Origin of the sequence: Vibrio sp. NH-UV-68, assembly GCF_042940635.1 — a bacterium.
Classification (GTDB): Bacteria; Pseudomonadota; Gammaproteobacteria; order Enterobacterales; family Vibrionaceae; genus Vibrio; species Vibrio pacinii.
The window spans coordinates 20,198-43,274 of the sequence record NZ_CP134975.1 but is presented as its reverse complement, the minus strand read 5'-3'; the positions used below and the strand labels follow the sequence as shown (position 1 = coordinate 43,274).

General features: G+C 48.4%; 23 protein-coding genes. 14 read left to right on the top strand and 9 right to left on the bottom strand.

Going from position 1 to position 23,077, the window contains the following annotated elements; all coding sequences use genetic code 11:
- Position 1: 1 nt before the first annotated feature.
- From aroE to ViNHUV68_RS00195, 3 genes are all read right to left on the bottom strand, one after another.
- On the bottom strand, positions 2-835 hold the full coding sequence (aroE, locus tag ViNHUV68_RS00205) for a shikimate dehydrogenase (RefSeq protein ID WP_391088760.1): 834 nt from the start codon (positions 833-835) through the stop codon (positions 2-4).
- A gap of 75 nt (positions 836-910) precedes the next feature.
- Complete coding sequence (hemF, locus tag ViNHUV68_RS00200; RefSeq protein ID WP_038175862.1) at positions 911-1,828, bottom strand: oxygen-dependent coproporphyrinogen oxidase; 918 nt, start codon at positions 1,826-1,828, stop codon at positions 911-913.
- Positions 1,829-1,852: 24 nt separating this feature from the next.
- Positions 1,853-2,410 carry an L-threonylcarbamoyladenylate synthase gene (locus ViNHUV68_RS00195; RefSeq protein ID WP_391088758.1) on the bottom strand — a complete coding sequence of 186 codons (558 nt, stop codon included), beginning with the start codon at positions 2,408-2,410 and terminating at the stop codon, positions 1,853-1,855.
- 192 nt (positions 2,411-2,602) lie between these two features.
- Here ViNHUV68_RS00195 and purE point away from each other — a divergent pair, with 192 nt between their 5' ends.
- Positions 2,603-3,088, top strand: coding sequence for a 5-(carboxyamino)imidazole ribonucleotide mutase (gene purE, locus ViNHUV68_RS00190; RefSeq protein WP_391088756.1), 486 nt, complete (start codon positions 2,603-2,605; stop codon positions 3,086-3,088).
- A 4-nt stretch (positions 3,089-3,092) separates the two neighbouring features.
- On the top strand, positions 3,093-4,226 hold the full coding sequence (locus tag ViNHUV68_RS00185) for a 5-(carboxyamino)imidazole ribonucleotide synthase (RefSeq protein ID WP_391088752.1): 1,134 nt from the start codon (positions 3,093-3,095) through the stop codon (positions 4,224-4,226).
- 38 nt (positions 4,227-4,264) lie between these two features.
- On the opposite strand, the gene ViNHUV68_RS00180 is transcribed toward ViNHUV68_RS00185, so the two are convergent.
- From ViNHUV68_RS00180 to dprA, 3 genes are read right to left on the bottom strand one after another with little or no spacing between them, the layout of a single operon-like run.
- Positions 4,265-4,846 carry a type I DNA topoisomerase gene (locus tag ViNHUV68_RS00180; protein ID WP_038175855.1) on the bottom strand — a complete coding sequence of 194 codons (582 nt, stop codon included), beginning with the start codon at positions 4,844-4,846 and terminating at the stop codon, positions 4,265-4,267.
- A 16-nt stretch (positions 4,847-4,862) separates the two neighbouring features.
- Positions 4,863-5,342: a DUF494 family protein gene (locus ViNHUV68_RS00175; RefSeq protein WP_038175854.1), complete on the bottom strand. Its 480-nt coding sequence runs from the start codon at positions 5,340-5,342 to the stop codon at positions 4,863-4,865.
- Positions 5,343-5,344: 2 nt separating this feature from the next.
- Positions 5,345-6,463, bottom strand: a complete 1,119-nt coding sequence (gene dprA, locus ViNHUV68_RS00170; protein WP_391088750.1) for a DNA-processing protein DprA — start codon at positions 6,461-6,463, stop codon at positions 5,345-5,347.
- A 232-nt stretch (positions 6,464-6,695) separates the two neighbouring features.
- Between dprA and def the strand changes: the two genes are divergently transcribed.
- From def to ViNHUV68_RS00145, 5 genes are all read left to right on the top strand, one after another.
- The gene (def, locus tag ViNHUV68_RS00165) at positions 6,696-7,208 is read left to right on the top strand and encodes a peptide deformylase (RefSeq protein ID WP_038175850.1); all 513 of its coding nucleotides are present in this window, start codon (positions 6,696-6,698) and stop codon (positions 7,206-7,208) included.
- A gap of 32 nt (positions 7,209-7,240) precedes the next feature.
- Positions 7,241-8,188 carry a methionyl-tRNA formyltransferase gene (gene fmt / locus ViNHUV68_RS00160; protein ID WP_391088746.1) on the top strand — a complete coding sequence of 316 codons (948 nt, stop codon included), beginning with the start codon at positions 7,241-7,243 and terminating at the stop codon, positions 8,186-8,188.
- Between the two features lie 71 nt (positions 8,189-8,259).
- Positions 8,260-9,540, top strand: coding sequence for a 16S rRNA (cytosine(967)-C(5))-methyltransferase RsmB (gene rsmB / locus ViNHUV68_RS00155; RefSeq protein WP_391088744.1), 1,281 nt, complete (start codon positions 8,260-8,262; stop codon positions 9,538-9,540).
- 55 nt (positions 9,541-9,595) lie between these two features.
- Entirely contained in the window at positions 9,596-10,972 is a 1,377-nt protein-coding gene (trkA, locus tag ViNHUV68_RS00150) for a Trk system potassium transporter TrkA (RefSeq protein ID WP_038175845.1), read from the top strand.
- Between the two features lie 9 nt (positions 10,973-10,981).
- A complete protein-coding gene (locus ViNHUV68_RS00145; protein WP_391088742.1) occupies positions 10,982-12,427 on the top strand; it encodes a TrkH family potassium uptake protein in 1,446 nt (481 codons plus the stop codon).
- A 6-nt stretch (positions 12,428-12,433) separates the two neighbouring features.
- Here ViNHUV68_RS00145 and ViNHUV68_RS00140 read toward each other — a convergent pair whose 3' ends face one another.
- Positions 12,434-13,087 (bottom strand): hemolysin III family protein, encoded by a 654-nt coding sequence (locus tag ViNHUV68_RS00140; protein ID WP_391088740.1) that lies wholly within the window; start codon positions 13,085-13,087, stop codon positions 12,434-12,436.
- Positions 13,088-13,178: 91 nt separating this feature from the next.
- A complete protein-coding gene (locus ViNHUV68_RS00135) occupies positions 13,179-13,976 on the bottom strand; it encodes a sporulation protein (protein ID WP_391088738.1) in 798 nt (265 codons plus the stop codon).
- A gap of 177 nt (positions 13,977-14,153) precedes the next feature.
- On the opposite strand from ViNHUV68_RS00135, the gene ViNHUV68_RS00130 reads away from it, so the two are divergent.
- From ViNHUV68_RS00130 to ViNHUV68_RS00105, 6 genes are all read left to right on the top strand, one after another.
- Positions 14,154-14,438 carry a hypothetical protein gene (locus ViNHUV68_RS00130; RefSeq protein WP_038175838.1) on the top strand — a complete coding sequence of 95 codons (285 nt, stop codon included), beginning with the start codon at positions 14,154-14,156 and terminating at the stop codon, positions 14,436-14,438.
- 98 nt (positions 14,439-14,536) lie between these two features.
- Positions 14,537-14,803, top strand: coding sequence for a YihD family protein (locus ViNHUV68_RS00125; RefSeq protein WP_038175837.1), 267 nt, complete (start codon positions 14,537-14,539; stop codon positions 14,801-14,803).
- Positions 14,804-15,064: 261 nt separating this feature from the next.
- Entirely contained in the window at positions 15,065-16,483 is a 1,419-nt protein-coding gene (gene ccoG, locus ViNHUV68_RS00120; RefSeq protein WP_391088736.1) for a cytochrome c oxidase accessory protein CcoG, read from the top strand.
- Between the two features lie 54 nt (positions 16,484-16,537).
- Complete coding sequence (locus tag ViNHUV68_RS00115; protein WP_038175835.1) at positions 16,538-17,524, top strand: serine/threonine protein kinase; 987 nt, start codon at positions 16,538-16,540, stop codon at positions 17,522-17,524.
- 25 nt (positions 17,525-17,549) lie between these two features.
- The gene (locus ViNHUV68_RS00110) at positions 17,550-18,152 is read left to right on the top strand and encodes a DsbA family protein (RefSeq protein WP_391088734.1); all 603 of its coding nucleotides are present in this window, start codon (positions 17,550-17,552) and stop codon (positions 18,150-18,152) included.
- 252 nt (positions 18,153-18,404) lie between these two features.
- Entirely contained in the window at positions 18,405-19,382 is a 978-nt protein-coding gene (locus ViNHUV68_RS00105; RefSeq protein WP_391088732.1) for a DUF2860 family protein, read from the top strand.
- A 41-nt stretch (positions 19,383-19,423) separates the two neighbouring features.
- Here the strand turns inward: ViNHUV68_RS00105 and ViNHUV68_RS00100 are convergent, their stop codons facing one another.
- Positions 19,424-20,947 (bottom strand): YifB family Mg chelatase-like AAA ATPase, encoded by a 1,524-nt coding sequence (locus tag ViNHUV68_RS00100; protein WP_391088730.1) that lies wholly within the window; start codon positions 20,945-20,947, stop codon positions 19,424-19,426.
- Positions 20,948-21,430: 483 nt separating this feature from the next.
- Here ViNHUV68_RS00100 and ilvG point away from each other — a divergent pair, with 483 nt between their 5' ends.
- Positions 21,431-23,077: an acetolactate synthase 2 catalytic subunit gene (gene ilvG / locus ViNHUV68_RS00095; RefSeq protein WP_391088728.1), complete on the top strand. Its 1,647-nt coding sequence runs from the start codon at positions 21,431-21,433 to the stop codon at positions 23,075-23,077.

The window sequence follows — 23,077 nt, the reverse complement described above, 5'->3', positions numbered from 1 at the left end:
CTTACATCCCTTCTAGATTTTTACGTAGCTCTCGAAGAATCTGTTTGGCTCCAGGCCTTAATCCACGCCATAACATGAAACTTTCGGCCGCTTGACCGACTAACATACCCAGCCCATCATACGCCGTAGTAACACCATGTTGATGAGCCCATTGATTGAACGTTGTCTGCCCGGAGCCATACATCATGTCATAGACCACGCTAGACGGCGAAAAGATGCTCGGTGCAATTTCTGGCAACTGTTTAGATAAGCTCGATGAGGTCGAGTTAATAATCACATCAAAACTCTCATCTATCTGATCCATCGGCAATGCCGTTATCGGTCCATATAGCGCAAACATGTCGGCCAGTTGCACCGCTTTACCATGGGTACGATTAGTTATCACAATTTGTTGCGGGTGTTGATCTAATAGCGGCTTAATCACCCCACGCGCGGCACCACCAGCGCCAATCAACAATATTCGAGCCCCTTTTAAGCTGACCTGATATTGCAACAAATCTTGTACCAACCCTTCCCCATCGGTGTTATCGCCCAAGATTTCGCCATCATCGAGTTTTTTCAAAGTATTGACCGCGCCCGCTAATTGAGCACGCTCTGTTAGTCGAGTAGCAAACTGATAAGCTTCTTCTTTAAAGGGGACCGTCACATTACACCCTTTCCCCCCTTGGGAAAAAAACGCAGAGACAGCAGGGATAAAGGCGTTTTTATCCGGACATGCTGCGGTGTAGTTGAGTGACTGATTTGTCTGGCGAGCAAATAGAGTATGAATAAACGGCGATTTGCTTTGTGAGATAGGATTTCCAAAAACCACGTAACGATCTAGTTGCTGAGTCATACCCTTACCTAGCATAAAATTAAAAAGGTCAATGCGAACATTGACCCTATCACTATCTATATAAGGAAGAAAGTGTTACCACTCTCTCGGCTTGAGGTAGTGATCGTACAATTGTGCTTCAGGAGAGTTCTGTTCAACTTGATGCCCATATTCCCAACGCGCCAATGGCGGCATCGACATCAAGATCGATTCAGTTCTTCCGCCACTTTGCAGGCCAAATAACGTGCCACGGTCAAACACTAGGTTAAACTCAACATAGCGGCCACGGCGATAGAGTTGGAACTGACGTTCACGTTGACCATATTCCATCTGCTTGCGACGCTCGACAATCGGTACATAAGCTTGGGTAAAACCTTCCCCGACAGCTTTAATGTAAGCGAAACACTGCTCAAACTCCCACTGATTAAGGTCATCAAAGAACAGCCCACCAACACCACGAGTCTCATCACGATGTGGTAGATAGAAATAACGATCACACCAAGCTTTGTGTTCGGCATAAACATTATCACCAAAAGGCGCACACACTTGTTTTGCCGTGTCATGCCAGAATTGAGCATCTTCTTCGAACGGGTAGAATGGCGTTAAATCAAAACCACCACCAAACCACCAAATAGGTTCCTCACCCTCTTTTTCGGCGATAAAGAAACGCACATTGGCATGGGAAGTGGGCACATAAGGATTATTAGGGTGCATGACCAAAGAAACCCCCATCGCTTCAAAGCGGCGACCTGCAAGTTCTGGGCGATGCGCTGTCGCTGAAGCGGGCATCTCTTTTCCCGCAACATGCGAGAAGTTAACCCCGCCTTGCTCAAAGACTTTACCCGCGGTCATCACGCGCGTACGACCTCCCCCTCCGAGTTTTTCTCCCGGTTCACGCTGCCAAGCATCTTCGACGAACTTAGCCTGACCATCCGCTTGCTCAAGCTGGTGACATATAGAGTCTTGCAGTTCAATCAGGAACTGTTTAACCGCTTGTTTATCTATCGCTGACATACGACTTCCTTTACTACTGCAGGGTTAACCCTGTCTTAATACTTGTGAGGTTCGAGCATCGCGTATTTCACTCGGTTTTTCGCGACCACCCGTTTGCCCGTCAAGCACCGCCGCCAATTGGTGACCTAATTGCTGCCTGACTTGCTGGCTGGTAAGGCACGGTGACTGGCCAGACAAATTCGCGCTGGTAGAGGTTAACGGCTTTGCAAACGCATTACACATCTTTTGTACTAAAGGATGATCCGTCACACGCACCGCCACAGAGTCAAACTGACCACACACCCAAGGTGACACTTTCGCGCTGCTTGGCATTATCCAAGTAATCGCACCTGGCCAACTCTGTTTAACTTGCTGCAACTGCGCAGGCGTTAGCTGTGTTTCGTCAATATACGGCTTGAGTTGTTGATAGTCAGCCGCAATTAAGATTAGCCCCTTTTCGACCGGCCTTTGCTTAAGTTGGAGCAGCTTGTTTATCGCCTGCGGATTATCAGGATCGCACCCAACCCCAAACACACCTTCGGTCGGATAGGCAATGACCTCACCGCTGCGCAGTGCGTGTAACGCTTGATTAAAATTATCCAACCCAAGACTCCTACCGCCACGATTTATCCGTAGTGTACAAATAATCCCTATCGATGACGAAAGCTAATTTGGCCCAAGTGTACGCTTGCGGATAGCAAACCACGCGCAAACGTTTGCTTCAGTAAAAAATCCCCGTATAATGCGCTCAAACCAATTGCTCACCATATCTAAGCAGCTTTGAAGGAGTTTGAGATGAAAGTCGGGATCATCATGGGTTCGAAATCAGATTGGCCAACCATGAAATTAGCAGCAGAAATGCTCGATACCTTTGGCATTGAGTACGAAACTAAAGTGGTATCGGCGCACCGCACTCCTCAACTCCTTGCAGACTACGCGAACAGCGCCAAACAGCGCGGATTGAAAGTGATCATTGCTGGTGCCGGTGGCGCAGCGCACTTACCGGGAATGTGTGCTGCTTTTACCAGTTTGCCAGTGCTCGGCGTTCCGGTTCAATCTCGCGCACTTAAAGGTATGGATTCACTCCTTTCGATTGTACAAATGCCAAAAGGCATTGCTGTCGGTACATTAGCTATCGGCGAAGCGGGCGCAGCAAACGCAGGCATTTTGGCCGCACAAATCATCGGCACGCACGATGAGGAGGTGATGGCCAAAGTCGAAGCCTTCCGCCGTGAACAAACCGATACGGTTCTTGCTAACCCAAACCCAGCCGAGGACTAAGTCGATGCACGTTTTAGTATTAGGCGCTGGCCAACTCGCACGCATGATGTCTTTAGCTGGTGCGCCCCTTAATATTGAAATTTCGGCCTATGATGTCGATAGTGGCAATATCGTTCATCCATTAACGCAAAGTGTGATAGGCAATGGCCTGCACAATGCGATTGAGCGAGCGGATGTGATTACGGCTGAATTCGAACACATTGCTCACGATATCTTGGCCATTTGTCAGCAAAGCGGTAAGTTTCTCCCTTCAGCCGACGCGATTAAAGCCGGTGGCGATCGTCGACTCGAAAAAGCCTTGTTAGATAAGGCCGGAGTACGTAATGCCAACTATTATGTCATCACCTCTCGCCAAGATTTTGATGACGCGATTGAACACGTCGGCCTGCCCATGGTGCTGAAAAGCGCGCTTGGCGGTTACGACGGCAAAGGTCAGTGGCGCTTGAAACAGCGCGATCAGATCGAGGCAATCTGGCATGAAATGGAGCAGTGTATTGCAGCAACTGACACACAAGCGATTGTTGCTGAAGAGTTCGTTCCTTTTGACCGAGAAGTCTCACTGGTCGGCGCGCGCGGCAAAGATGGCAGTGTGGCGGTGTACCCATTAGCAGAAAACGTTCATACCAACGGCGTACTGACCTTATCCACGGCGATTGCCGACATCGAATTGCAACAGCAAGCCAAACAGATGTTTACTGCGGTAGCAAATAGCCTTGAGTACGTAGGCGTATTAGCACTTGAGTTCTTCGATGTGGATGGCACGTTGCTGGTCAATGAGATTGCCCCACGCGTCCATAACTCTGGCCACTGGACTCAGCAGGGCGCGGAAACCTGCCAGTTTGAGAATCACTTGCGCGCAGTGTGTGGCTTACCTTTAGGTAGCACAAAATTGATTCGCTCCACAGCAATGATCAACATTTTGGGAGAAGACACCCTACCACCGCAAGTTCTGGCTATCGGGGGCTGTCATATTCATTGGTACGGCAAAGAAAAGCGCGCTGGACGGAAAATGGGACACATCAATGTGTGCGGAGACTATAACGGCGAGCTGCAACGCAAGCTGTGTAAGCTTGCGCAAATATTGGATAAACACGCGTTTCCTGCGGTGCATGAATTCGCGGCCAACTTTAGCGAATAAACCTCAATAAACACAAATGGCGCGGACAGCGCCATTTTTTATGATGTTTGAGTGTGGTGGCACTTTCGGCTCGCACACTGCAATTTCTCACCACTGGCCAACTTCTTCTCAATCAAAAGCGGAAAACCACACTTTTCACACTGCCCTGCAACTGGCGGCTGATTCACGGCAAACTTACACTTAGGGTAATTGTCGCAAGCATAGAACACTTTGCCAAAACGCGTTTTACGCTCGACTAACTGCCCTTGCTGACACTCGGGACAAGTATGAGCTTGTGGCGCTTGTTGCTGTTTGGGTTGATCAATAGACTCAATGTGATGACACTCAGGGTAATGACTGCAGCCAATAAACATCCCATAACGCCCTTGACGCAGCACCAATTCATTACCACACGCCGGACAAGCAACGCCCAACTCTTTGATGATATGACCATCATTTTGGTGTAATGGTTTAATGTAGTCACAATTTGGGTATTGGTCACAACCAAGAAATGGACCATGTTTACCGTGACGCAAGTGCAACTCGCCCTGTCGCTGCTCAGTTTGGCACTTAGGGCAAGCTTGGTGTTCTAACGCATGTTCGTGAGCTGAAAACAGCTGCTGATCAATTTTGTTGCTCATAACCACTCAACAAGGTTTAGTGAAGAATACCTTGTTCCTTGGTATACAACAGCTCTTCCATAAGCGTGTAGGCGTTCTCGTTGCCCGGCACGTTAAACAGCACCATCAAGACAATCCACTTTAAATCGTCAAGCTCAAAATCATCGGTCTCTAACCCCATGATACGATCAATGACCATTTCACGTGTTTCAGTGGTCAGTACATTAACCTGCTCAAGGAAGGTCAAAAAGCCACGACACTCTAAGCTCAGACGCTCACACTCTTTCGCCGTATAGATACGAGTTGAATTGGAGGCATTGCACACTGAGATCGCAGAGTGAGTTTCACTTTGCTGCAGTGCTGCTAGCTCTTCTAGCCAAACAAGGGCTTTATAAATGTCTTTTTGATGAAACCCTGCCCGAAGCAACTCTTCCTCGAGTTCATCTTGATTGACTTGTAACTCTGCATCGCTATGGATGTAAGTCTCGAATAGATACATTAGGATATCCATCATCATAGCTAGCCCCTCTCATTACGAATATAGCCACCGGAAACTGCAACAACATGCCCTTCGAGCTCAAGCTCCAAGAGCTGCATCATGACTTCTTGTACAGGTATATTGGTCCTGCTTGCAAGAATATCAACTGGTGTAGCCTTACTTCCTACGTTAGCTAACAGTGAAGCAAATGGCAATTGTTGTTTAGCTTCTATTTCCTCAAACAGTGGCGGCTGAATCTGTCTATGCGTTTGATTGGTCCAATCAAGCAGTGAGTTAACTTCATTGAGGATATCTTCAACCGTCATAACCAAGCACGCGCCTTGTTTAATCAATAAGTTACAACCCAAGGCTTGCGTGTTGTGAATTGAACCTGGCAAGGCAAAAACTTCTCGCCCTTGCTCAAGGGCATAGCGAGCGGTAATCAATGAGCCGCTCTTTTGCGCCGCCTCTACCACCAATACCCCCAGCGAGAGACCACTAATAATACGATTACGACGCGGGAAATGATCCGCTTTAGGCTTAGCGGTAGGATGAAACTCAGAAACCAATGATCCACCACCAGCAACGATTCGCTGCGCTAAGTCGCGATGACGCGCAGGATAAACACTTTGTAACCCGCAACCTAGCACCGCAAGCGTCACGCCCCCGGCTTGTAGCGCACCATCGTGTGCATAGCCATCAGCGCCCAACGCCAAGCCACTGGTCACGGCTAACTGATGCTCAACTAAACGGACCGCAAAGTCGCGCGCACTGTTAAGCGCATCCACACTGGCATTGCGGCTACCGACTATCGCAATTTGCGGCAGTGCCAGCGCGCTAGGATCACCTTTAACAAAGAGCACTGCTGGTACAGAAGCGGCTTGGCGAAGTAGATCAGGATATCGAACATCATCAAGCGTCACTATGTGTTGATTGGTGTCCGCGCTTTGCCACTCAAGGCATTGTTCAACTTGAGTGTGCGCTTGATGCTTTAAAAATTGAATTTGCGCCGCATTTAACCCAAGCGCTTGCATCGACTGCGCCGAGGCATTGACGATATTGAGCGGCGCATCGCGAGCGATTAACTTAGCAAAAGATTTAGGGCCAATGCCGGGGGTGAAGTAGAGCGCTAGCCATGCACTGAGTTGTTGGTCAAACATATCGTTCTCGTCACCGATGTTTGGCGTACGCTACGAACGCCAAGGTTAATGTGGCCAGTTGGTCTGCTTTAAAATCGCCGATTGACCGCTCTACAGCACGTAAAGTGGCATCGAATGAGAAAGAGAAGCGCTCCAAAAATCGTATTGATGCTGTCATTTGAAGCGTAAAATGTCTAGAATTGAGCCAACGAGGTTTATCCTGATTCGGCACAGTTCAACATTTCGAGTGTATATGTCTGTATTACAAGTATTAACAATCCCAGATGACCGCCTTCGCACCGTGGCAAAGCCGGTAGAGAAAGTCACACCTGAGATTCAAAAGTTCGTCGACGACATGATTGAAACCATGTACGACGAAGAAGGTATTGGCCTGGCAGCAACCCAAGTCGATGTTCACCAACGCATCGTGGTTATCGATGTTTCTGAAACTCGCGATCAGCCGATGGTTCTGATCAACCCCGAGATTCTAGATAAACGCGGTGAAGATGGCATTGAAGAAGGCTGTCTCTCTGTTCCTGGTGCGCGTGCGCTTGTTCCTCGCGCGGCAGAAGTAACAGTGAAAGCCCTTAACCGTGATGGTGAAGAGTTCACCTTTGAAGCGGATGATTTATTAGCGATCTGTGTTCAGCACGAGCTTGATCACTTAGAAGGCAAACTATTTGTTGATTACCTTTCGCCTCTAAAACGCAAGCGTATCCAAGATAAGCTCGCGAAGATTAAGCGCTTCAATGAGAAGAACGCATAAGCTTAACCGCTAACCTATAGAAGGAAGGTACCTTGAGCAAACCTTTAAAAATTGTTTTTGCTGGTACTCCGGATTTCGCCGCCCGTCACTTGGCGGCGTTGTTGTCTTCGGAGCACGAGATTATTGCGGTTTACACCCAACCCGATCGTCCGGCAGGACGAGGTAAAAAACTCACTGCAAGCCCAGTTAAAAATATCGCTGTTGAGCATGGTATTGCGGTTTATCAGCCAGAAAACTTCAAATCAGACCAAGCAAAGCAAGAGCTGGCTGATCTGAATGCGGATCTGATGGTGGTGGTTGCTTACGGCTTACTTCTACCTCAAGCGGTACTTGATACACCAAGACTCGGCTGCATTAATGTCCACGGTTCGATTCTGCCTCGCTGGCGCGGTGCGGCACCGATTCAACGCTCAATTTGGGCGGGAGACACCGAGACTGGCGTCACCATCATGCAGATGGACATTGGCCTCGATACTGGCGACATGCTAAAAATTGCCACGTTACCCATTGAAGCCAATGATACCAGTGCATCGATGTACGAAAAGCTCGCGCAGCTAGGGCCAAGCGCCTTAGTTGAATGCTTAACTGAGATTGCACAAGGGACCGCTGTCGCACACAAGCAAGATGACGAGCTCGCTAACTACGCCAAGAAGCTCAGCAAAGAAGAAGCGCGCATTAATTGGCAAGATGACGCGCGGCACATTGAGCGCTGTGTTCGAGCATTCAACCCTTGGCCAATGAGTCATTTTGACGTTGCCGACAACAGCGTTAAAGTATGGAAAAGCCAAGTCGCCGAGCAAAGTATCGAACAACCTGCTGGCACCATTATTCAAGCAGATAAAACGGGCATCTACGTCGCCACCGGTAACGGGGTTTTAGTGTTACAACAACTGCAGGTTCCTGGCAAAAAAGCCATGCCAGTTCAAGATATTCTGAACTCACGTTCAAGCTGGTTTGCCGTTGGCACCCAACTGATTTAACTTTCTATTCCCTCTAGGGAAACGTACATTTTGAGGGTGGAGACACCCTCCCTTTATTTAAGGTATTCAACATGAATGTTCGCGCAGCAGCAGCTAACGTCCTGTTTCAAGTGGTCGATAAAGGCCAATCTCTGTCACACGCACTCCCGGCCGCGCAAAAGACCATCAAACCTCGCGATCACGCTCTGCTCCAAGAGATCTGTTATGGTGCTTTACGCTACCTACCACGCTTAGAGTCAATTGCCAACGAGCTGATGGACAACCCTCTAAAAGGCAAAAAGCGAGTTTTCCACCACTTGATTTTGGTCGGCATTTATCAATTAAGCTTTATGCGTATTCCAGCTCACGCCGCAGTCGCCGAAACCGTCGAAGGCACCAAAACCTTGCGTGGTCCTAGCTTGCGAGGTTTAATTAACGCTGTACTGCGCAGCTACTTGCGTGATCAAGAAGCATTGGATGAACAAGCCGTCAGCCACAACGCAGGTAAGTATGGCCATCCAAATTGGCTGTTAAAAATGCTGCAAGAGAGCTACCCAGATCAGTGGGAGCAGTTGGTTGATGCCAATAACAGCAAGGCTCCAATGTGGTTACGTGTAAACCGCCAGCACCATACTCGCGATGAATACCTTGAACTGCTGAATAATGAAAACATTGAATACAGCCTCCATCCCCAAGCTGAAGATGCCATAAAATTGGCTTCACCCTGTGATGTCACTTTACTGCCAGGTTTTAGTCGCGGTTGGGTGTCGGTACAAGATGCCGCCGCGCAGTTGTCAGTCAACTACTTGCAGCCGCAAAACGGCGAACTCATCTTAGATTGCTGCGCCGCTCCAGGTGGTAAAACTGCCCACATCCTAGAGCATACTGAAGACACTGAAGTGGTGGCGATTGACTATGACGCCAAACGTCTGGATCGTGTTTACGATAACCTTGAGCGCCTACAATTACGCGCGGATGTGATATGTGGCGATGCGCGCCACCCTCATGAGTGGTGGCAAGGTGAGAAGTTTGATCGCATCCTACTTGATGCGCCCTGTTCAGCAACTGGCGTTATTCGTCGTCACCCTGATATCAAGTGGTTACGTCGCGCCAGCGATATTGATGCTTTAGCTGAGTTACAAAGCGAAATCCTCGATGCGATGTGGCAACAGCTTAAGCCTGGTGGTACCTTGGTTTATGCGACTTGCTCAATCACACCACAAGAAAACGCCGAACAAGTGAAAGCATTTTTAGCCCGAACCCGTGATGCTCAACTGCAAGGCTCACAAATCGATAACCCAGGACGTCAAATATTACCTGGAGAAGAGGATATGGATGGCTTCTATTATGCCGTCCTAACTAAGCAAGCGTAACCGTATCGGCGGCAGCTAATCTGCCGCCTTTAAAGTTGTTAAACGAGATAAACGTATGAAAATCATCATCCTTGGTGCAGGACAAGTTGGCGGCACACTGGCAGAAAACCTCGTTGGTGAAAACAACGACATCACCATAGTCGATCAAGACAGCAATCGTCTGCGTGAACTACAAGATAAGTATGATTTACGAGTGGTTAATGGTCACGCCAGCCATCCCGATGTTCTGCGCGAAGCGGGGGCCCAAGATGCCGACATGCTAGTCGCGGTAACCAATATGGATGAGACCAACATGGCAGCATGCCAAGTGGCGTTTTCTCTGTTTAACACCCCAAACCGAATCGCTCGAATTCGCTCACCGCAGTATTTGTCTGAAAAAGAGGCTCTGTTCCAATCTGGGGCGGTACCCGTTGATCACCTGATTGCCCCTGAAGAGCTAGTCACTAGCTATATTGAACGCCTAATTCAATATCCTGGGGCATTGCAAGTGGTGAGCTTTGCCGAGCAAAAAGTCAGTCTAGTTGCGGTTAAAGCGTATTATGGCGGCCCATTGGTCGGCAACGCACTCTCTGCGCTGCGCGAACATATGCCGCATATTGATACCCGTGTTGCGGCGATTTTCCGCCAAGGTCGCCCTATCAGACCACAAGGCACGACTGTCATTGAAGCCGATGATGAAGTGTTCTTCGTCGCCGCCAGCAACCACATTCGCTCCGTTATGAGCGAACTACAACGCTTAGAAAAACCCTATCGCCGCATTATGATTGTCGGCGGAGGTAACATCGGTGCCAGTCTCGCACGCCGTCTCGAACACTCTTACAGTGTTAAATTGATTGAGCGTAGCTATCAGCGTGCAGAAAAACTCTCCGAAGAGCTCGAAAATACCATCGTCTTTTGTGGCGATGCCGCAGACCAAGAACTGCTTGCGGAAGAGAACATCGATCAGGTGGATGTGTTTATCGCCCTGACCAATGAAGATGAAACCAACATCATGTCGGCCATGCTCGCTAAGCGCATGGGAGCCAAGAAGGTGATGGTGCTGATCCAGCGCGGCGCTTATGTTGACCTCGTACAAGGCGGCGTGATTGACGTGGCGATCTCACCACAACAAGCGACCATTTCAGCCCTGCTTACTCACGTGCGTCGTGCCGATATCGTTAACGTGTCATCACTGCGCCGCGGCGCCGCAGAAGCTATCGAAGCAATTGCCCACGGCGATGAAACCACCTCGAAAGTGGTTGGTCGCGCCATTGGCGACATTAAATTGCCACCGGGTACTACCATCGGCGCGATTGTGCGTGGTGAAGAGGTGCTGATCGCCCACGATCGTACCGTGATTGAACAAGATGACCACGTGGTGATGTTCTTAGTCGACAAAAAGTACGTACCTGACGTCGAATCCCTGTTCCAGCCGAGTCCGTTCTTCCTTTAAGGCGGTAATATGGTTAACTTTCGTCCGGTACTGTTCGTGATAGGGTTAGTGCTCTCTAAGCTCGCCCTATTTATGTACGTACCAACCTTGGTCGCTTTTATTACTGGGACATCTGGTTTTCTGGAGTTTGGCCAAGCGGTACTGATCACCCATCTTGCCGCTTTTATCTGCTTAACCATTGGCCGCACTAGAACATTCAAGCTCAGTGTACGGGACATGTTCCTTATCACTAGCTTGGTCTGGACAATTGCCAGTGCGTTCGCTGCGTTGCCCTTTGTCTTCATCAATCATATCAGCTTCACCGATGCTTACTTTGAGACCATGTCGGGCATTACCACGACTGGCTCAACCGTACTTAGCGGTTTAGACAATATGGCACCGAGTATCCTGCTGTGGCGTTCAATTTTACAGTGGTTAGGTGGGATTGGCTTTATTGTTATGGCGGTGGCGGTACTGCCAATGCTTAACGTCGGCGGTATGAAACTGTTCCATACCGAATCATCCGATTGGTCAGACAAGAGCAGCCCAAGAGCGAAGACGGTCGCCAAAAACATCGTCGCCGTTTACCTTGTGCTAACTGGGTTATGTTTGATTGGCTACCTGATGACAGGCATGAATCTGTTCGAAGCCATCAACCACTCGTTTACGACCCTATCGACAGGCGGTTATTCGACCTCTGATGGTTCAATGAACCACTTTTCCAATGGCGCGCACTGGGTTGCTACCCTGTTTATGTTTTTGGGTGGTCTGCCGTTTTTACTGTTCGTCGCGGCAATACGTAAACGTCGGCTCAAACAACTGGTTAATGACGCGCAAGTACGGGGATTTACCTATCTATTTTTGACCAGTAGTTTGATCATTGCCTCATGGCTAGTCATTCGTGATGGCTACGCCATACTCGATGCGTTGCGCGTCTCTATGTTCAATATTGTTTCTGTGGTGACCACAACCGGGTTTGGCTTAGAAGACTTCACCGCTTGGGGCGCTCTGCCAACCACCTTGTTTGCCTTCTTAATGATGGCAGGGGCTTGTTCCGGCTCAACCTCTGGGGGGATTAAGGTGTTTCGCTTTCAAATTGCGTTCACACTACTCAACAAGCAAATGATGAAACTTGTCCACCCCTCCGGTGTGTTTGTTCAGCGTTACAATCAACGTCCGGTCAATGATGACATTATCCGCTCTGTGATCGCTTTTGGCCTGACGTTTTTCATCACGATTATTGTCATTGCTGGTGGATTAAGCGCGATGGGGTTAGACCCTATCACTAGTATCTCAGGTTCAATTACTGCTGTGGCGAATGTCGGCCCTGGAATGGGCGCTGTGATTGGTCCGACAGGGAACTTTGCTCCTCTGCCAGATGCGGCAAAATGGTTGCTCAGTTTAGGTATGCTGATGGGCAGGCTTGAGATCCTGACGCTACTGGTCCTTTTCTTCCCCGCCTTTTGGCGTCGTTGAAACGCGTTAAACGGGTGTCACGTAAAGATAAATGGCAAAAAAATGGCAAGCGCAGCCGGCCAACACAAAACCGTGCCAAATTGCATGATTGAAGGGGATGCGCTTAGCGACATAGAAAATCACCCCCAGTGAGTAAATCACGCCTCCCGCAGCGAGCAGAGTCAACCCGCCGATGGCTAAGTTCATCGCCAACTGATAAATCACAATCAGTGATAACCACCCCATGATGAGATACGTGGCCAACGAGAGCTTTTTAAACCGATAGACAAAAGCTAGCTTCATGATAATACCGAATAAGGCAATCGCCCAAATCACGGCCATCAAGCCCATCGCTAACGGCGTGCGCAGGCTAATTAACAGAAATGGCGTATAACTCCCCGCAATCAACAGATAAATAGCGCAATGGTCGAATGTTTTCAGCGCCCGTTTGGCTTTTTGATGCGGAATCGCATGATATAAAGTCGACGCCAGAAACAGCACAATCATGCTCACCCCGTAAACCGTCATACTGGTCACGGTTAATGCATCGGCATCTTGTTGAATCGACTTCATCAACAACAACACTAAGCCGACAATACTCAGCACCATGCCGAGCGCATGAGTTAAGGTATTGGCGAACTCTTCTTTTGTGCTGTATTGAGCGGCTTGATTGGCAGGCATAGACACCATACTCCGAGTCACTATTGGAATAATTACTCAAGAGTATGGCACATTAAGCTTACACTTGTAAGCTGAAAATATTGCTTTTCGTTTAAGAGTGTTGGTCTAAATATTCGACCACTAACTGACCCGCTTCTTGCGCAGAAGTGTGTAATGGAATCGCTAACTGGCGTTTAAGTTGGCCAATACCTAATAAGCTCGCCAACATGCCTCTGGCTCCCTCGCGATGACGATCGATTTCAAACCACATCTGTAACTCATCATCGGTCCGATAGGCGACCACTTCTAGCTCACGCCAGCGGCCATGGAATGGTCCGGTGGTCGGGACAAATTCGAACTCTTGAACAAAAGGCAATGAAAAGCCATCGACCTCTTCACATTCGACCTGACGAATGCGCAAACCTTGTTCTTCCAACGCGGTAAAAATACCGTCTAACAGCGCATCGGGCCTGACGGTTAAAATATCTTTATCGGTTGGATCTTTGGCCATTGCGATGTCTAAGCCAGTCTCAAGCCACACTTTCGAGTCACCGACCGTGACTGGAGTATTCCAAGGCACATCAATTTCGATGTCAAAGTCACGCTCCTCACCAGGGTTGATCGTAAACGCATAAGGCAAGGACCACTCGGCCAGCACATAACTTTCGGCAACGCGGCGCATCCGCCCAGCCGTGTGTTTATCCTTATCGTGATCGGCGGGTACCTCTTTGATATAGCGGCAGTAAAGCTTCAGATCGATATTGTCAATCTCTTGCTCTGTCGCCCCTCCGTAAACATGAATGGTGATATTGACCTTCTGTCCTGGATACAACACTTCTTGCTGCAATACTGAGTCAACTTTTGCACTACCAATCCCAAAACTCGCCAAGGTTTTTTTAAATAACGACATAACTACCTCCATGGCATCAACGAGACACTCTAATATTCTCCATACTAATCTGCATCACCGTATCACGACTAGTGGCTTGTTCACATAATTGTAGTGGATTGCAATCGATTATTTATCGACCAGACAAACTGTTAGTGCTAATCTAATTATGATATGCATGCATATCGATAACCCTGATTGATTATTTGGATTGGCGTAAGCCAGAAAGAGCCAAACTTCAGCGATGAAGATCAACTCATAGTTAATCAGGTCATTACATTGGCAATGGATATGCCTGACAAGTTAGGTAACTTAATGCGCCCAACAGCCGTCAGGTTTTCGCACACTAACCGTAGTGCGATGCGTCGTCGTAGTGGCTTTGTTGCCGCTCCGATGGCAAAAAAATCTGCTCCTGCAATGACTTTGGTTGAGAGAACCGCCGTCATGGCTTCAGCACCAGCTAAAGTTGTTCAAGCAGCATAATTAAAAAGCGCAGGTATCTCTGCGCTTTTTTCTTACCTTCATTTACTCGATTTGATACCTTTACTGTAAAATCATTATAAAGAGTGTGGAGAAAGCCAATGAAGTGTCACCGTATTGAAGAACTGCTAGCATTGCTTGAGCCAGAATGGCAGAAAGACCAACAGATGAACCTACTGCAATTTATCGTCCAACTTAGCCAAGAAGCGGGCTACCAAGGTCAACTCGAAGACCTCACCGACGATGTTCTGATCTACCACCTCAAAATGCGTAACAGCAGCAAAGAAGAGATGATTCCCGGCTTAAAGAAAGATCAAGAAGACGATTTTAAAACCGCTATTCTGCGTGCCCGTGGTCTTATCGACTAAACAAAAACGTATTAACAATAAGCGGCTGTGCGTCGCTTTTTTTGTGCCAAATTTTTATCAATAGCCAAACTGTTAGGTGATTTATTTATAGAACTGTTGTGCACTTTGTTGTTAAAGGTTGATAGCCTTAAAGAAATGAAATTGTTATCGGGTATATAATCGCCGCCCATTAGCATTGACTAAAATAGTACGTCATCATAATTTCGAGCGAGAACAACAGAAATCTCGCCAATTTACCGTTTAGCCCTAAAAGGAAGCGCAATGAGTCGGGATAAAATTGATATCAAAGATGTGACTCCCAAAACCTTCAACCCCAAAACCCATAAAACCAAAGGGGACAGGTTTAACCCGAGCAATCGAATCTATGTTCGCGAAAGTAAAGGGGTGTTCCAAAAACTGCGCCGTTATGGTGGCTGGTTCCTATTGGTTATGTTTGCCATGGTGCCATGGATTCCATATGGTGAGCGCCAAGCAATTTTGCTCGATATCGGCAACCAACAATTTAACTTTTTCGGCACCACACTTTATCCACAAGATCTGACCTTACTCGCGCTGCTGTTTATGATCGCAGCGTTTGGCTTATTCTTTCTCACCACATTTTTAGGCCGTGTCTGGTGTGGCTACTTGTGCCCTCAAACCGTCTGGACCTTTATGTACATCTGGTTTGAAGAGAAGCTTGAAGGCAGCGCCAATAAACGGCGTAAGCAAGATTCTGGTAAGCTCACCGCCAACATCGCGATGCGTAAGGCCATCAAACATTTAGCCTGGTGGGGGATCGCCCTAGCAACGGGCTTCACCTTTGTCGGTTATTTTGTGCCAGTGAAAGAACTCGTCGTGGACTTCTTTAGCTTTAACGCAAGCTTTTGGCCTGTATTTTGGGTACTGTTCTTTGCTGGCTGTACCTACGCCAATGCGGGTTGGATGCGTTCAATTGTGTGTATCCACATGTGTCCATATGCTCGCTTCCAGTCGGCGATGTTCGATAAAGATACCTTTATTGTGGGCTACAATGCCAAACGCGGAGAGACCCGTGGTCCACGCTCTCGCAAAGCCGACCCGAAAGCCCTCGGCCTAGGTGACTGTATCGATTGTGACTTGTGTGTGCAGGTCTGCCCAACCGGTATCGATATTCGTGACGGCTTGCAATACGAATGCATCAACTGCGGTGCCTGTATCGATGCGTGTGACAACACCATGGAACGTATGGGCTATGAAAAAGGCCTGATTAGCTACACCACAGAACACCGCCTGTCAGGCAAACACACCAAGGTCGCTCGGCCTAAATTATTGGGGTATGGCGCCGTGCTGCTGGTTATGATTGGTCTGTTCTTTGTTCAGGTCGCCAGTGTCGATCCGGCAGGCCTGAGTGTACTTCGTGACCGAAGCCAGCTCTTTAGAGTCAATGGCTCAGGTGAAATCGAAAACACCTATACGCTCAAGATCATCAATAAAACCCAACAACAACAACAATATCGCCTTGATGTTGAAGGCCTTACTGATGTTTCGTGGTACGGTAATCAGACCGTAAAAGTCGAGCCAGGTGAAGTACTCAGCTTCCCACTAAGCCTTGGCGTCAAGCCCGATAATCTTAGCTCTCCAGTTTCAACGATTCAGTTTATACTGTCGGATAGCGAAGACTTTTCTATTGCCGTTGAGAGCCGTTTCATTAAGAAACTTTAGCCCTTCAGCGCCACCTAATGGAAAGAGGCTCAGCAATGAGCCTCTTTTATTTTTATGACCGAACAAGCTTTTAATTTTGACGCTCTAACGCCGGATTTCATGTGGTATGCCCTTGAGAGTATCGGCATCCGCGCTGAATCTGGCTTCCTGGCACTCAACAGTTATGAAAACCGCGTTTATCAATTCACTGATGAAGAGCGCCAACGCTATGTGGTGAAATTCTATCGTCCACAGCGCTGGAACCAGGCACAGATCCAAGAAGAGCACGATTTTACCTTAGAGCTAATCGAGTCAGAAATTCCGGTTGCTCCGCCCGTGATCCTTAACGGACAAACCCTACATTATTACCAAGGTTACCTATTTGCTTTATTTGCTAGTGTAGGTGGACGCCAATTCGAAGTGGATAACCTTGATCAACTCGAAGGTGTCGGCCGCTTTCTTGGTCGCATTCATAAAGTGGGCGAGAAACAGACGTTTAAACATCGCCCAACGATCGGCTTTGATGAATATGTCTACCAGCCGCGCAAGATCCTTGAACAGTCGCAGTTCATTCCCTCACATCTTGAGAACGCTTTCTTTAGCGATCTCGACATGCTGATCAAATCATTGGAAGCTCGCTGGGATGATAATTTCACTCACATTCGCCTGCACGGGGACTGTCATCCGGGTAATATTCTGTGGCGCGATGGGCCCATGTTTGTTGACCTCGATGACGCGCGTAACGGTCCGGCGATTCAAGATTTATGGATGCTACTAAGCGGTGAGCGCCACGATAAGCTTGCCCAACTCGATATCGTTTTGGAAGCGTACCAAGAATTTAGCGACTTTAATGTTAATCAATTGAAACTAATTGAGCCTTTACGCGGTCTACGAATGGTGCACTATATGGCATGGCTGGCAAAAAGGTGGCACGATCCTGCATTTCCACTCGCTTTCCCATGGTTTAATGATCCAAAATATTGGGAAAGTCAGGTCCTTGCGTTCAAGGAGCAGCTTTTTGCCTTAGATGAAGCGCCACTTTCACTTATGCCACAGTGGTAATTAATACGACAACATGGAGTCAAAAATGAAAAAGCTGTTTGCACTCGTCGCAACTGTGATGCTGAGCTTCACTGCTCACGCCGCCCAATTTAGTCAAGGCGAACACTATAAAGTGTTGGATCTTGAGGTATCAAAAAAACCGACTGTCACTGAGTTCTTCTCTTTTTACTGCCCACACTGTAACTCATTTGAACCCATCATCCAGCAACTCAAAGCGCAGTTGCCTGAAGAGGCCAAGTTACAGAAAAATCATGTGTCGTTTATGGGTGGCAACATGGGTGAGTCGATGAGCAAAGCTTACGCGACCATGTTGGTATTGAAAGTAGAAGACAAAATGGTGCCTGTCATGTTCAACCGCATTCACAACATGCGTAAAGCACCAAAAGATGACGCTGAACTGCGTCAGATCTTCCTCGATGAAGGTGTTGATGCGAAGAAGTTTGACGCAGCGTTTAATGGCTTTGCGGTAGATTCGATGGTACGTCGTTTTGACAAACAGTTTAAAGACAGTGGCCTGTCTGGTGTACCTGCGGTTGTCGTCAACAACAAGTATCTAGTTGAAGCCCAGTCTATCAAAACGCTCGATGAGTACTTTGACTTAGTCAATTACCTACTGACATTGAAGTAATCAACCACAGAATACTAAAAGGGAGCCTAGGCTCCCTTTTTGCTTTTTGCTTTTTGCTTTTTGCTTTTTGCTACCAATATGACGCTAAAAATGAGATTAATGAGAAACTTAATCAACAATTCGCTTTAAAAAATCAAACAGCGTGTAATGATACAAGTCAGCCGTAAGCTTAAAACTAACCTCACGACGGTCACCATCGTTTGACGCCAAACGAACCAGAGGTAGGGTCAAAGGTTATCCAGGGAGGATGTAATGACGACCAAAACAATGACTTTTGCATTAGCATTGATGTGTGCCACACCCGCCATTGCTCAGTTATCTGACACTGGAGGTTTCAGTGGTGAAGTGTCGCTGAGTGCCGGATATATCTCTTCAAGTTCCAATTTTAATACCGACGCCAATGCCACCATCAATGATAATAATCAACAAGCCACAAGCGAGCATCGTTTTATCCCTTTACCATTAGGTAATATCGCTTTTACTTTTGGTCAGGGACTCGATAAACAGATCTACGCTGGTACTTCACGCGAAGACATTGCCATCGGTACTTTAGCGCTCGAGATCGGCTTTAAGCAAAAACTGGCCAGTGGCACTGTCATCGACGTTGCGCTTCTGCCAACGATCATGTCGGGAGAGACTTGGGCCGATCCTTTTGTCGAAGGCTCAGCGCGCACTATCACTGATGAAAGTGGCAATGCCTACCGCCTCAAGCTAAGTAACATTGCAGGCTCTGGCTTCACCTTAGATACCGCCATGGCGACACAAGAGATAGATAATGAGCGTTCAGGGCTCGATTCGGGCTACACTGCCAACTTGCTCAGCCGCAATGCAGACAAGCTATACGCCAAAGGCAGCTTTCGTCTATTTATCAATCGCGGCACCTTCTTGATCCCGTCCGTCAGCTACATAAAGTCAGACGCCGATGGCGAGGCAAATTCATTCACTTCTTGGAAAGGTGAGCTGTCTTTGTTTCAACGCTTCGGTCGCCACCAGCTCGCCCTGACCGCAGGCTACACCGAACGCAGCTACGAAGCTTCACATCCGGTGTATAGCATGACTCGTGATGATAACGACCTCAGTCTATTTGCCGCCTACGAATATCAGCAATTGTTCGGTTGGCGTAACCTATCGTGGATCTCATTTGCTGGCTATGGTCAAACCGATTCAACGATTCAGTTTTATGACAGTGAGCAGATGATTGTTTCCACTGGTGTTAGCCTCAAATTTTAATCGATAAGCCCGCTCAGTGCGGGCTTATCGATTCAAAGCACTTAGACCGCCTGCGCAGTCAGTTGTCGGAGCAAACGATCCATCGCGCGATAGCCCAAAGCTTCAGCTAAATGGTGTTTTTCGATATCAGGGCTGTGTTCTAAATCTGCAATCGTGCGCGCGACCTTAATAATTCGGTGATAAGCGCGCACGGATAACCCTAAACGATGCAAAGCACTTTCAAGAAATTCGGCATCTTGCTTATGCAGTGGGCAATAACGTTCAATTTCTCGACTGCCAAGTAACGCGTTGACCTTACTCGCTCGGCTGAGCATTTTCTCACGCGCAACTTGTACCCGCTGGCGCACCACATCCGTTGACTCGCCTCTTTCTCCACCTTGCGCTAAAGTGCCTTTCGGTAGAGCGGGAATTTCGAGTGACATATCAAACCTATCAAGCAAAGGGCCAGATAAGCGGCCAAGATAACGCAAGATGGTTTGTGGGTTGACCCGTGATTGATTGCCTTCATAGTAGCCTGTCGGACTCGGGTTAAGCGCCCCGACTAATTGAAAACGTGCTGGAAAACGAGTCTTACCCTGTGCGCGTGAAATAATGATCTCTCCCGATTCCAGCGGTTCTCGTAACGAGTCGAGCACTTTACGTTCAAATTCTGGCATTTCATCTAAGAACAGTAGGCCGTTATGAGCGAGAGAAATTTCGCCCGGACGCGGAATTGATCCACCACCGACTAACGCCGCCATCGAGCTTGAGTGATGTGGGGAACGAAAAGGGCGCGTTTTCCAATTGTGAACATTGATCTCTTGCTGAGTTAAAGAAGCGACCGATGCGGTTTCTAACGCCTCTGCATCACTCATCTCAGGCAGCAAATCACACAACCTCGACGCGAGCATGGTCTTGCCAGTGCCGGGCGGTCCTAAGAACAGCAAATTGTGATTACCCGCCGCGGCAATCTCGAGTGCTCGCTTGCCCTGCTGTTGGCCAATGATATCTTGCAAGTCGCGCTGCAAACTCACCACTTGGCGTTTATCACTGCTCGCGTGCAAACTCAGTGTCTGTTGCCCACACAGGTCAGCACATACTTCCAATAAACTGTGCGCCGATTTGTGCCAATCTTTACCCACTAAGGCCGCCTGACCGCTGTTTTCCATCGGTACAATTAAACGTCGCTCGACCTGATTCGCAGCCAGTGCCGCCGGTAATACCCCTTTCACGCGACGAATTTCACCAGACAACGCCAGTTCACCAATGAACTCTTGCTGAGTTAACTTGGTCAGCGGGATCTGCTCTGATGCGGCAAGAATGCCCAGTGCGATCGGTAAATCAAACCGGCCTCCCTCTTTGGGCAAATCAGCAGGAGCGAGGTTGACGGTGATGCGTTTAGCTGGGAACTCAAAACGCGAGTTAATGATCGCGCTCCGCACCCGGTCACGCGACTCCTTGACCGTCGTTTCAGGTAAGCCAACCAAAGTAAAGCCCGGCATACCATTGCTGATGTGAACCTCCACAGTGACCTCGGGCGCTTCAACACCAACGCATGCCCGACTGTGAATCACCGCTAATCCCATAGTGAATCCGTCTTTTGTCTGTCCATTATTTATCCCCTTGATAGTTCGTTTATTTTGTTATCAAGCTTGTTATATAGCGTGGTCAGATGCTTATATAATGTGAAAAAAGAATGACTTTTTGCTTGTCATTTAACGGATTTGTGTGATACCACTAGAGACGCAAACAATTTCGTGTCTTTATTAGGCAAACACAACATAAGAAATAACAATGAATATCAACGCCCGCTTTAACGCACTGATCCTCCTGATTATCGTGGTCATTATTGGCACCGCGCGGGGTCTAGTGGGCATAAGATAACCACAGAATAGAAAAAACCCCCGCACTGAAAAGTCCGGGGGTTTTTTTACAATTAGTTCGCTGAAAAATTAGGCTGACATCAATAAACTAAGCTCAAGAACACCAAGAGCATGCAGGAATATGGGAGCGCACATGACGTGCAAAACGAGACAAGATCAAGATAAGGACGACCAAGGAGGTGCACAATGACGGGAGCCCAGTTAGTCGTAGCAGCCCTTCAGCGACAAGGAATTAAGACCATTTTCGGTTACCCTGGTGGGGCAATCATGCCGATCTATGATGCCCTCTACGATGGTGGTGTTGAGCATATCCTCTGCCGCCATGAGCAAGGCGCTGCAATGGCCGCCATCGGCATGGCGCGCGCAACCCAAGATGTCGCCGTGTGCATGGCCACCTCTGGCCCTGGAGCCACCAACCTAGTCACTGGTCTCGCCGATGCTTTTATGGATTCGATTCCTTTAGTCGCGATCACCGGTCAGGTTGCTAGCTCACACATCGGTACCGACGCCTTTCAAGAGATGGATGTGATCGGGATGTCACTCTCTTGTACTAAACATAGCTATCTTGTCACTGATATCAATGAACTGGCGCCAACCTTGGCCGAAGCCTTCGAAGTGGCAAAAGCGGGCCGACCTGGTCCTGTGATTGTTGATATCGCCAAAGATGTTCAGCTCGGCCAAGCTCCAACCACGACACTACCACCGTTTACGCCGCCAGCCATGCCAGTTGCGAGCCAAGAAGCGATTGCCGCTGCGCAGCAACTCATGTCTGAAAGCTCTCGTCCTGTTCTTTATGTCGGAGGTGGAGTGCAATTGGGCCATGCCACGGATTCCGTCCGTGAATTCCTACGCTTAAATCCAATGCCTTCTGTCAGCACCTTAAAAGGCTTAGGCACAGTTGAACGCCACGACCCATACTATCTCGGCATGCTCGGAATGCACGGCACCAAAGCCGCAAACTTAGTCGTGCAAGAGTGTGACCTGTTGATCGCCGTTGGTGCTCGCTTTGATGACCGAGTGACGGGCAAGTTAGATACCTTTGCGGCCAACGCCAAAGTCATCCACATCGATATCGATGCAGCAGAGATCCACAAGCTGCGTCAGGCCAATGCGCCTGTGCGGGGCGAGATCCCAACGGTATTGTCGCAACTTGAACTATCTAAAGACATTACGCCTTGGCTCAAGCACAGTGAAAGCCTGCGCAGTGGTTTTAAGTGGCGCTATGACCACCCTGGCGAGTTAATTTACGCACCAGCTCTACTTAACCAACTCTCAGATATGATGCCAGATAGCTCAATCGTGTCGACTGACGTCGGTCAGCATCAAATGTGGGCCGCTCAACATATTCAGCCGCGCCAGCCGCAAAATTTCATCACCTCGGCAGGACTTGGCACGATGGGCTTTGGCTTACCTGCCGCGATGGGCGCTGCGGTTGCTCGCCCTGGTGACCAGTCAATACTCATCACGGGTGATGGTTCGATTATGATGAATATTCAAGAGCTTGGCACACTTAAGCGTCGTCAAATTCCGGTCAAGATCGTGTTGCTCAATAACCAACGTCTCGGCATGGTGCGCCAATGGCAATCGCTGTTCTTTGATGGCCGCCACAGTGAAACCATCCTTGATGACAATCCTGACTTTGTCATGCTAGCAAAAGCCTTTGATATTCCTGGTAAAACCATCACCAAAAAAGAAGAGGTTGAGCCAGCTCTTAAAGAGATGCTAGAAAGTAACACTTCATACTTACTTCATGTTTTAATCGATGAAGAAGAAAACGTATGGCCGCTTGTACCACCCGGTGCATCAAACACCGACATGCTGGAGAACACATAA

Excerpts from the sequence above, each read along its gene's own strand:
- aroE (WP_391088760.1), bottom strand. The coding sequence starts at position 835 with ATGACTCAGCAACTAGATCGTTACGTGGTTTTTGGAAATCCTATCTCA.
- hemF (WP_038175862.1), bottom strand. The coding sequence starts at position 1,828 with ATGTCAGCGATAGATAAACAAGCGGTTAAACAGTTCCTGATTGAACTG.
- purE (WP_391088756.1), top strand. The coding sequence starts at position 2,603 with ATGAAAGTCGGGATCATCATGGGTTCGAAATCAGATTGGCCAACCATG.
- ViNHUV68_RS00185 (WP_391088752.1), top strand. The coding sequence starts at position 3,093 with ATGCACGTTTTAGTATTAGGCGCTGGCCAACTCGCACGCATGATGTCT.
- ViNHUV68_RS00180 (WP_038175855.1), bottom strand. The coding sequence starts at position 4,846 with ATGAGCAACAAAATTGATCAGCAGCTGTTTTCAGCTCACGAACATGCG.
- ViNHUV68_RS00175 (WP_038175854.1), bottom strand. The coding sequence starts at position 5,342 with ATGATGATGGATATCCTAATGTATCTATTCGAGACTTACATCCATAGC.
- dprA (WP_391088750.1), bottom strand. The coding sequence starts at position 6,463 with ATGTTTGACCAACAACTCAGTGCATGGCTAGCGCTCTACTTCACCCCC.
- def (WP_038175850.1), top strand. The coding sequence starts at position 6,696 with ATGTCTGTATTACAAGTATTAACAATCCCAGATGACCGCCTTCGCACC.
- rsmB (WP_391088744.1), top strand. The coding sequence starts at position 8,260 with ATGAATGTTCGCGCAGCAGCAGCTAACGTCCTGTTTCAAGTGGTCGAT.
- trkA (WP_038175845.1), top strand. The coding sequence starts at position 9,596 with ATGAAAATCATCATCCTTGGTGCAGGACAAGTTGGCGGCACACTGGCA.
- ViNHUV68_RS00145 (WP_391088742.1), top strand. The coding sequence starts at position 10,982 with ATGGTTAACTTTCGTCCGGTACTGTTCGTGATAGGGTTAGTGCTCTCT.
- ViNHUV68_RS00140 (WP_391088740.1), bottom strand. The coding sequence starts at position 13,087 with ATGCCTGCCAATCAAGCCGCTCAATACAGCACAAAAGAAGAGTTCGCC.
- ViNHUV68_RS00135 (WP_391088738.1), bottom strand. The coding sequence starts at position 13,976 with ATGTCGTTATTTAAAAAAACCTTGGCGAGTTTTGGGATTGGTAGTGCA.
- ViNHUV68_RS00125 (WP_038175837.1), top strand. The coding sequence starts at position 14,537 with ATGAAGTGTCACCGTATTGAAGAACTGCTAGCATTGCTTGAGCCAGAA.
- ccoG (WP_391088736.1), top strand. The coding sequence starts at position 15,065 with ATGAGTCGGGATAAAATTGATATCAAAGATGTGACTCCCAAAACCTTC.
- ViNHUV68_RS00115 (WP_038175835.1), top strand. The coding sequence starts at position 16,538 with ATGACCGAACAAGCTTTTAATTTTGACGCTCTAACGCCGGATTTCATG.
- ViNHUV68_RS00110 (WP_391088734.1), top strand. The coding sequence starts at position 17,550 with ATGAAAAAGCTGTTTGCACTCGTCGCAACTGTGATGCTGAGCTTCACT.
- ViNHUV68_RS00105 (WP_391088732.1), top strand. The coding sequence starts at position 18,405 with ATGACGACCAAAACAATGACTTTTGCATTAGCATTGATGTGTGCCACA.
- ViNHUV68_RS00100 (WP_391088730.1), bottom strand. The coding sequence starts at position 20,947 with ATGGGATTAGCGGTGATTCACAGTCGGGCATGCGTTGGTGTTGAAGCG.
- ilvG (WP_391088728.1), top strand. The coding sequence starts at position 21,431 with ATGACGGGAGCCCAGTTAGTCGTAGCAGCCCTTCAGCGACAAGGAATT.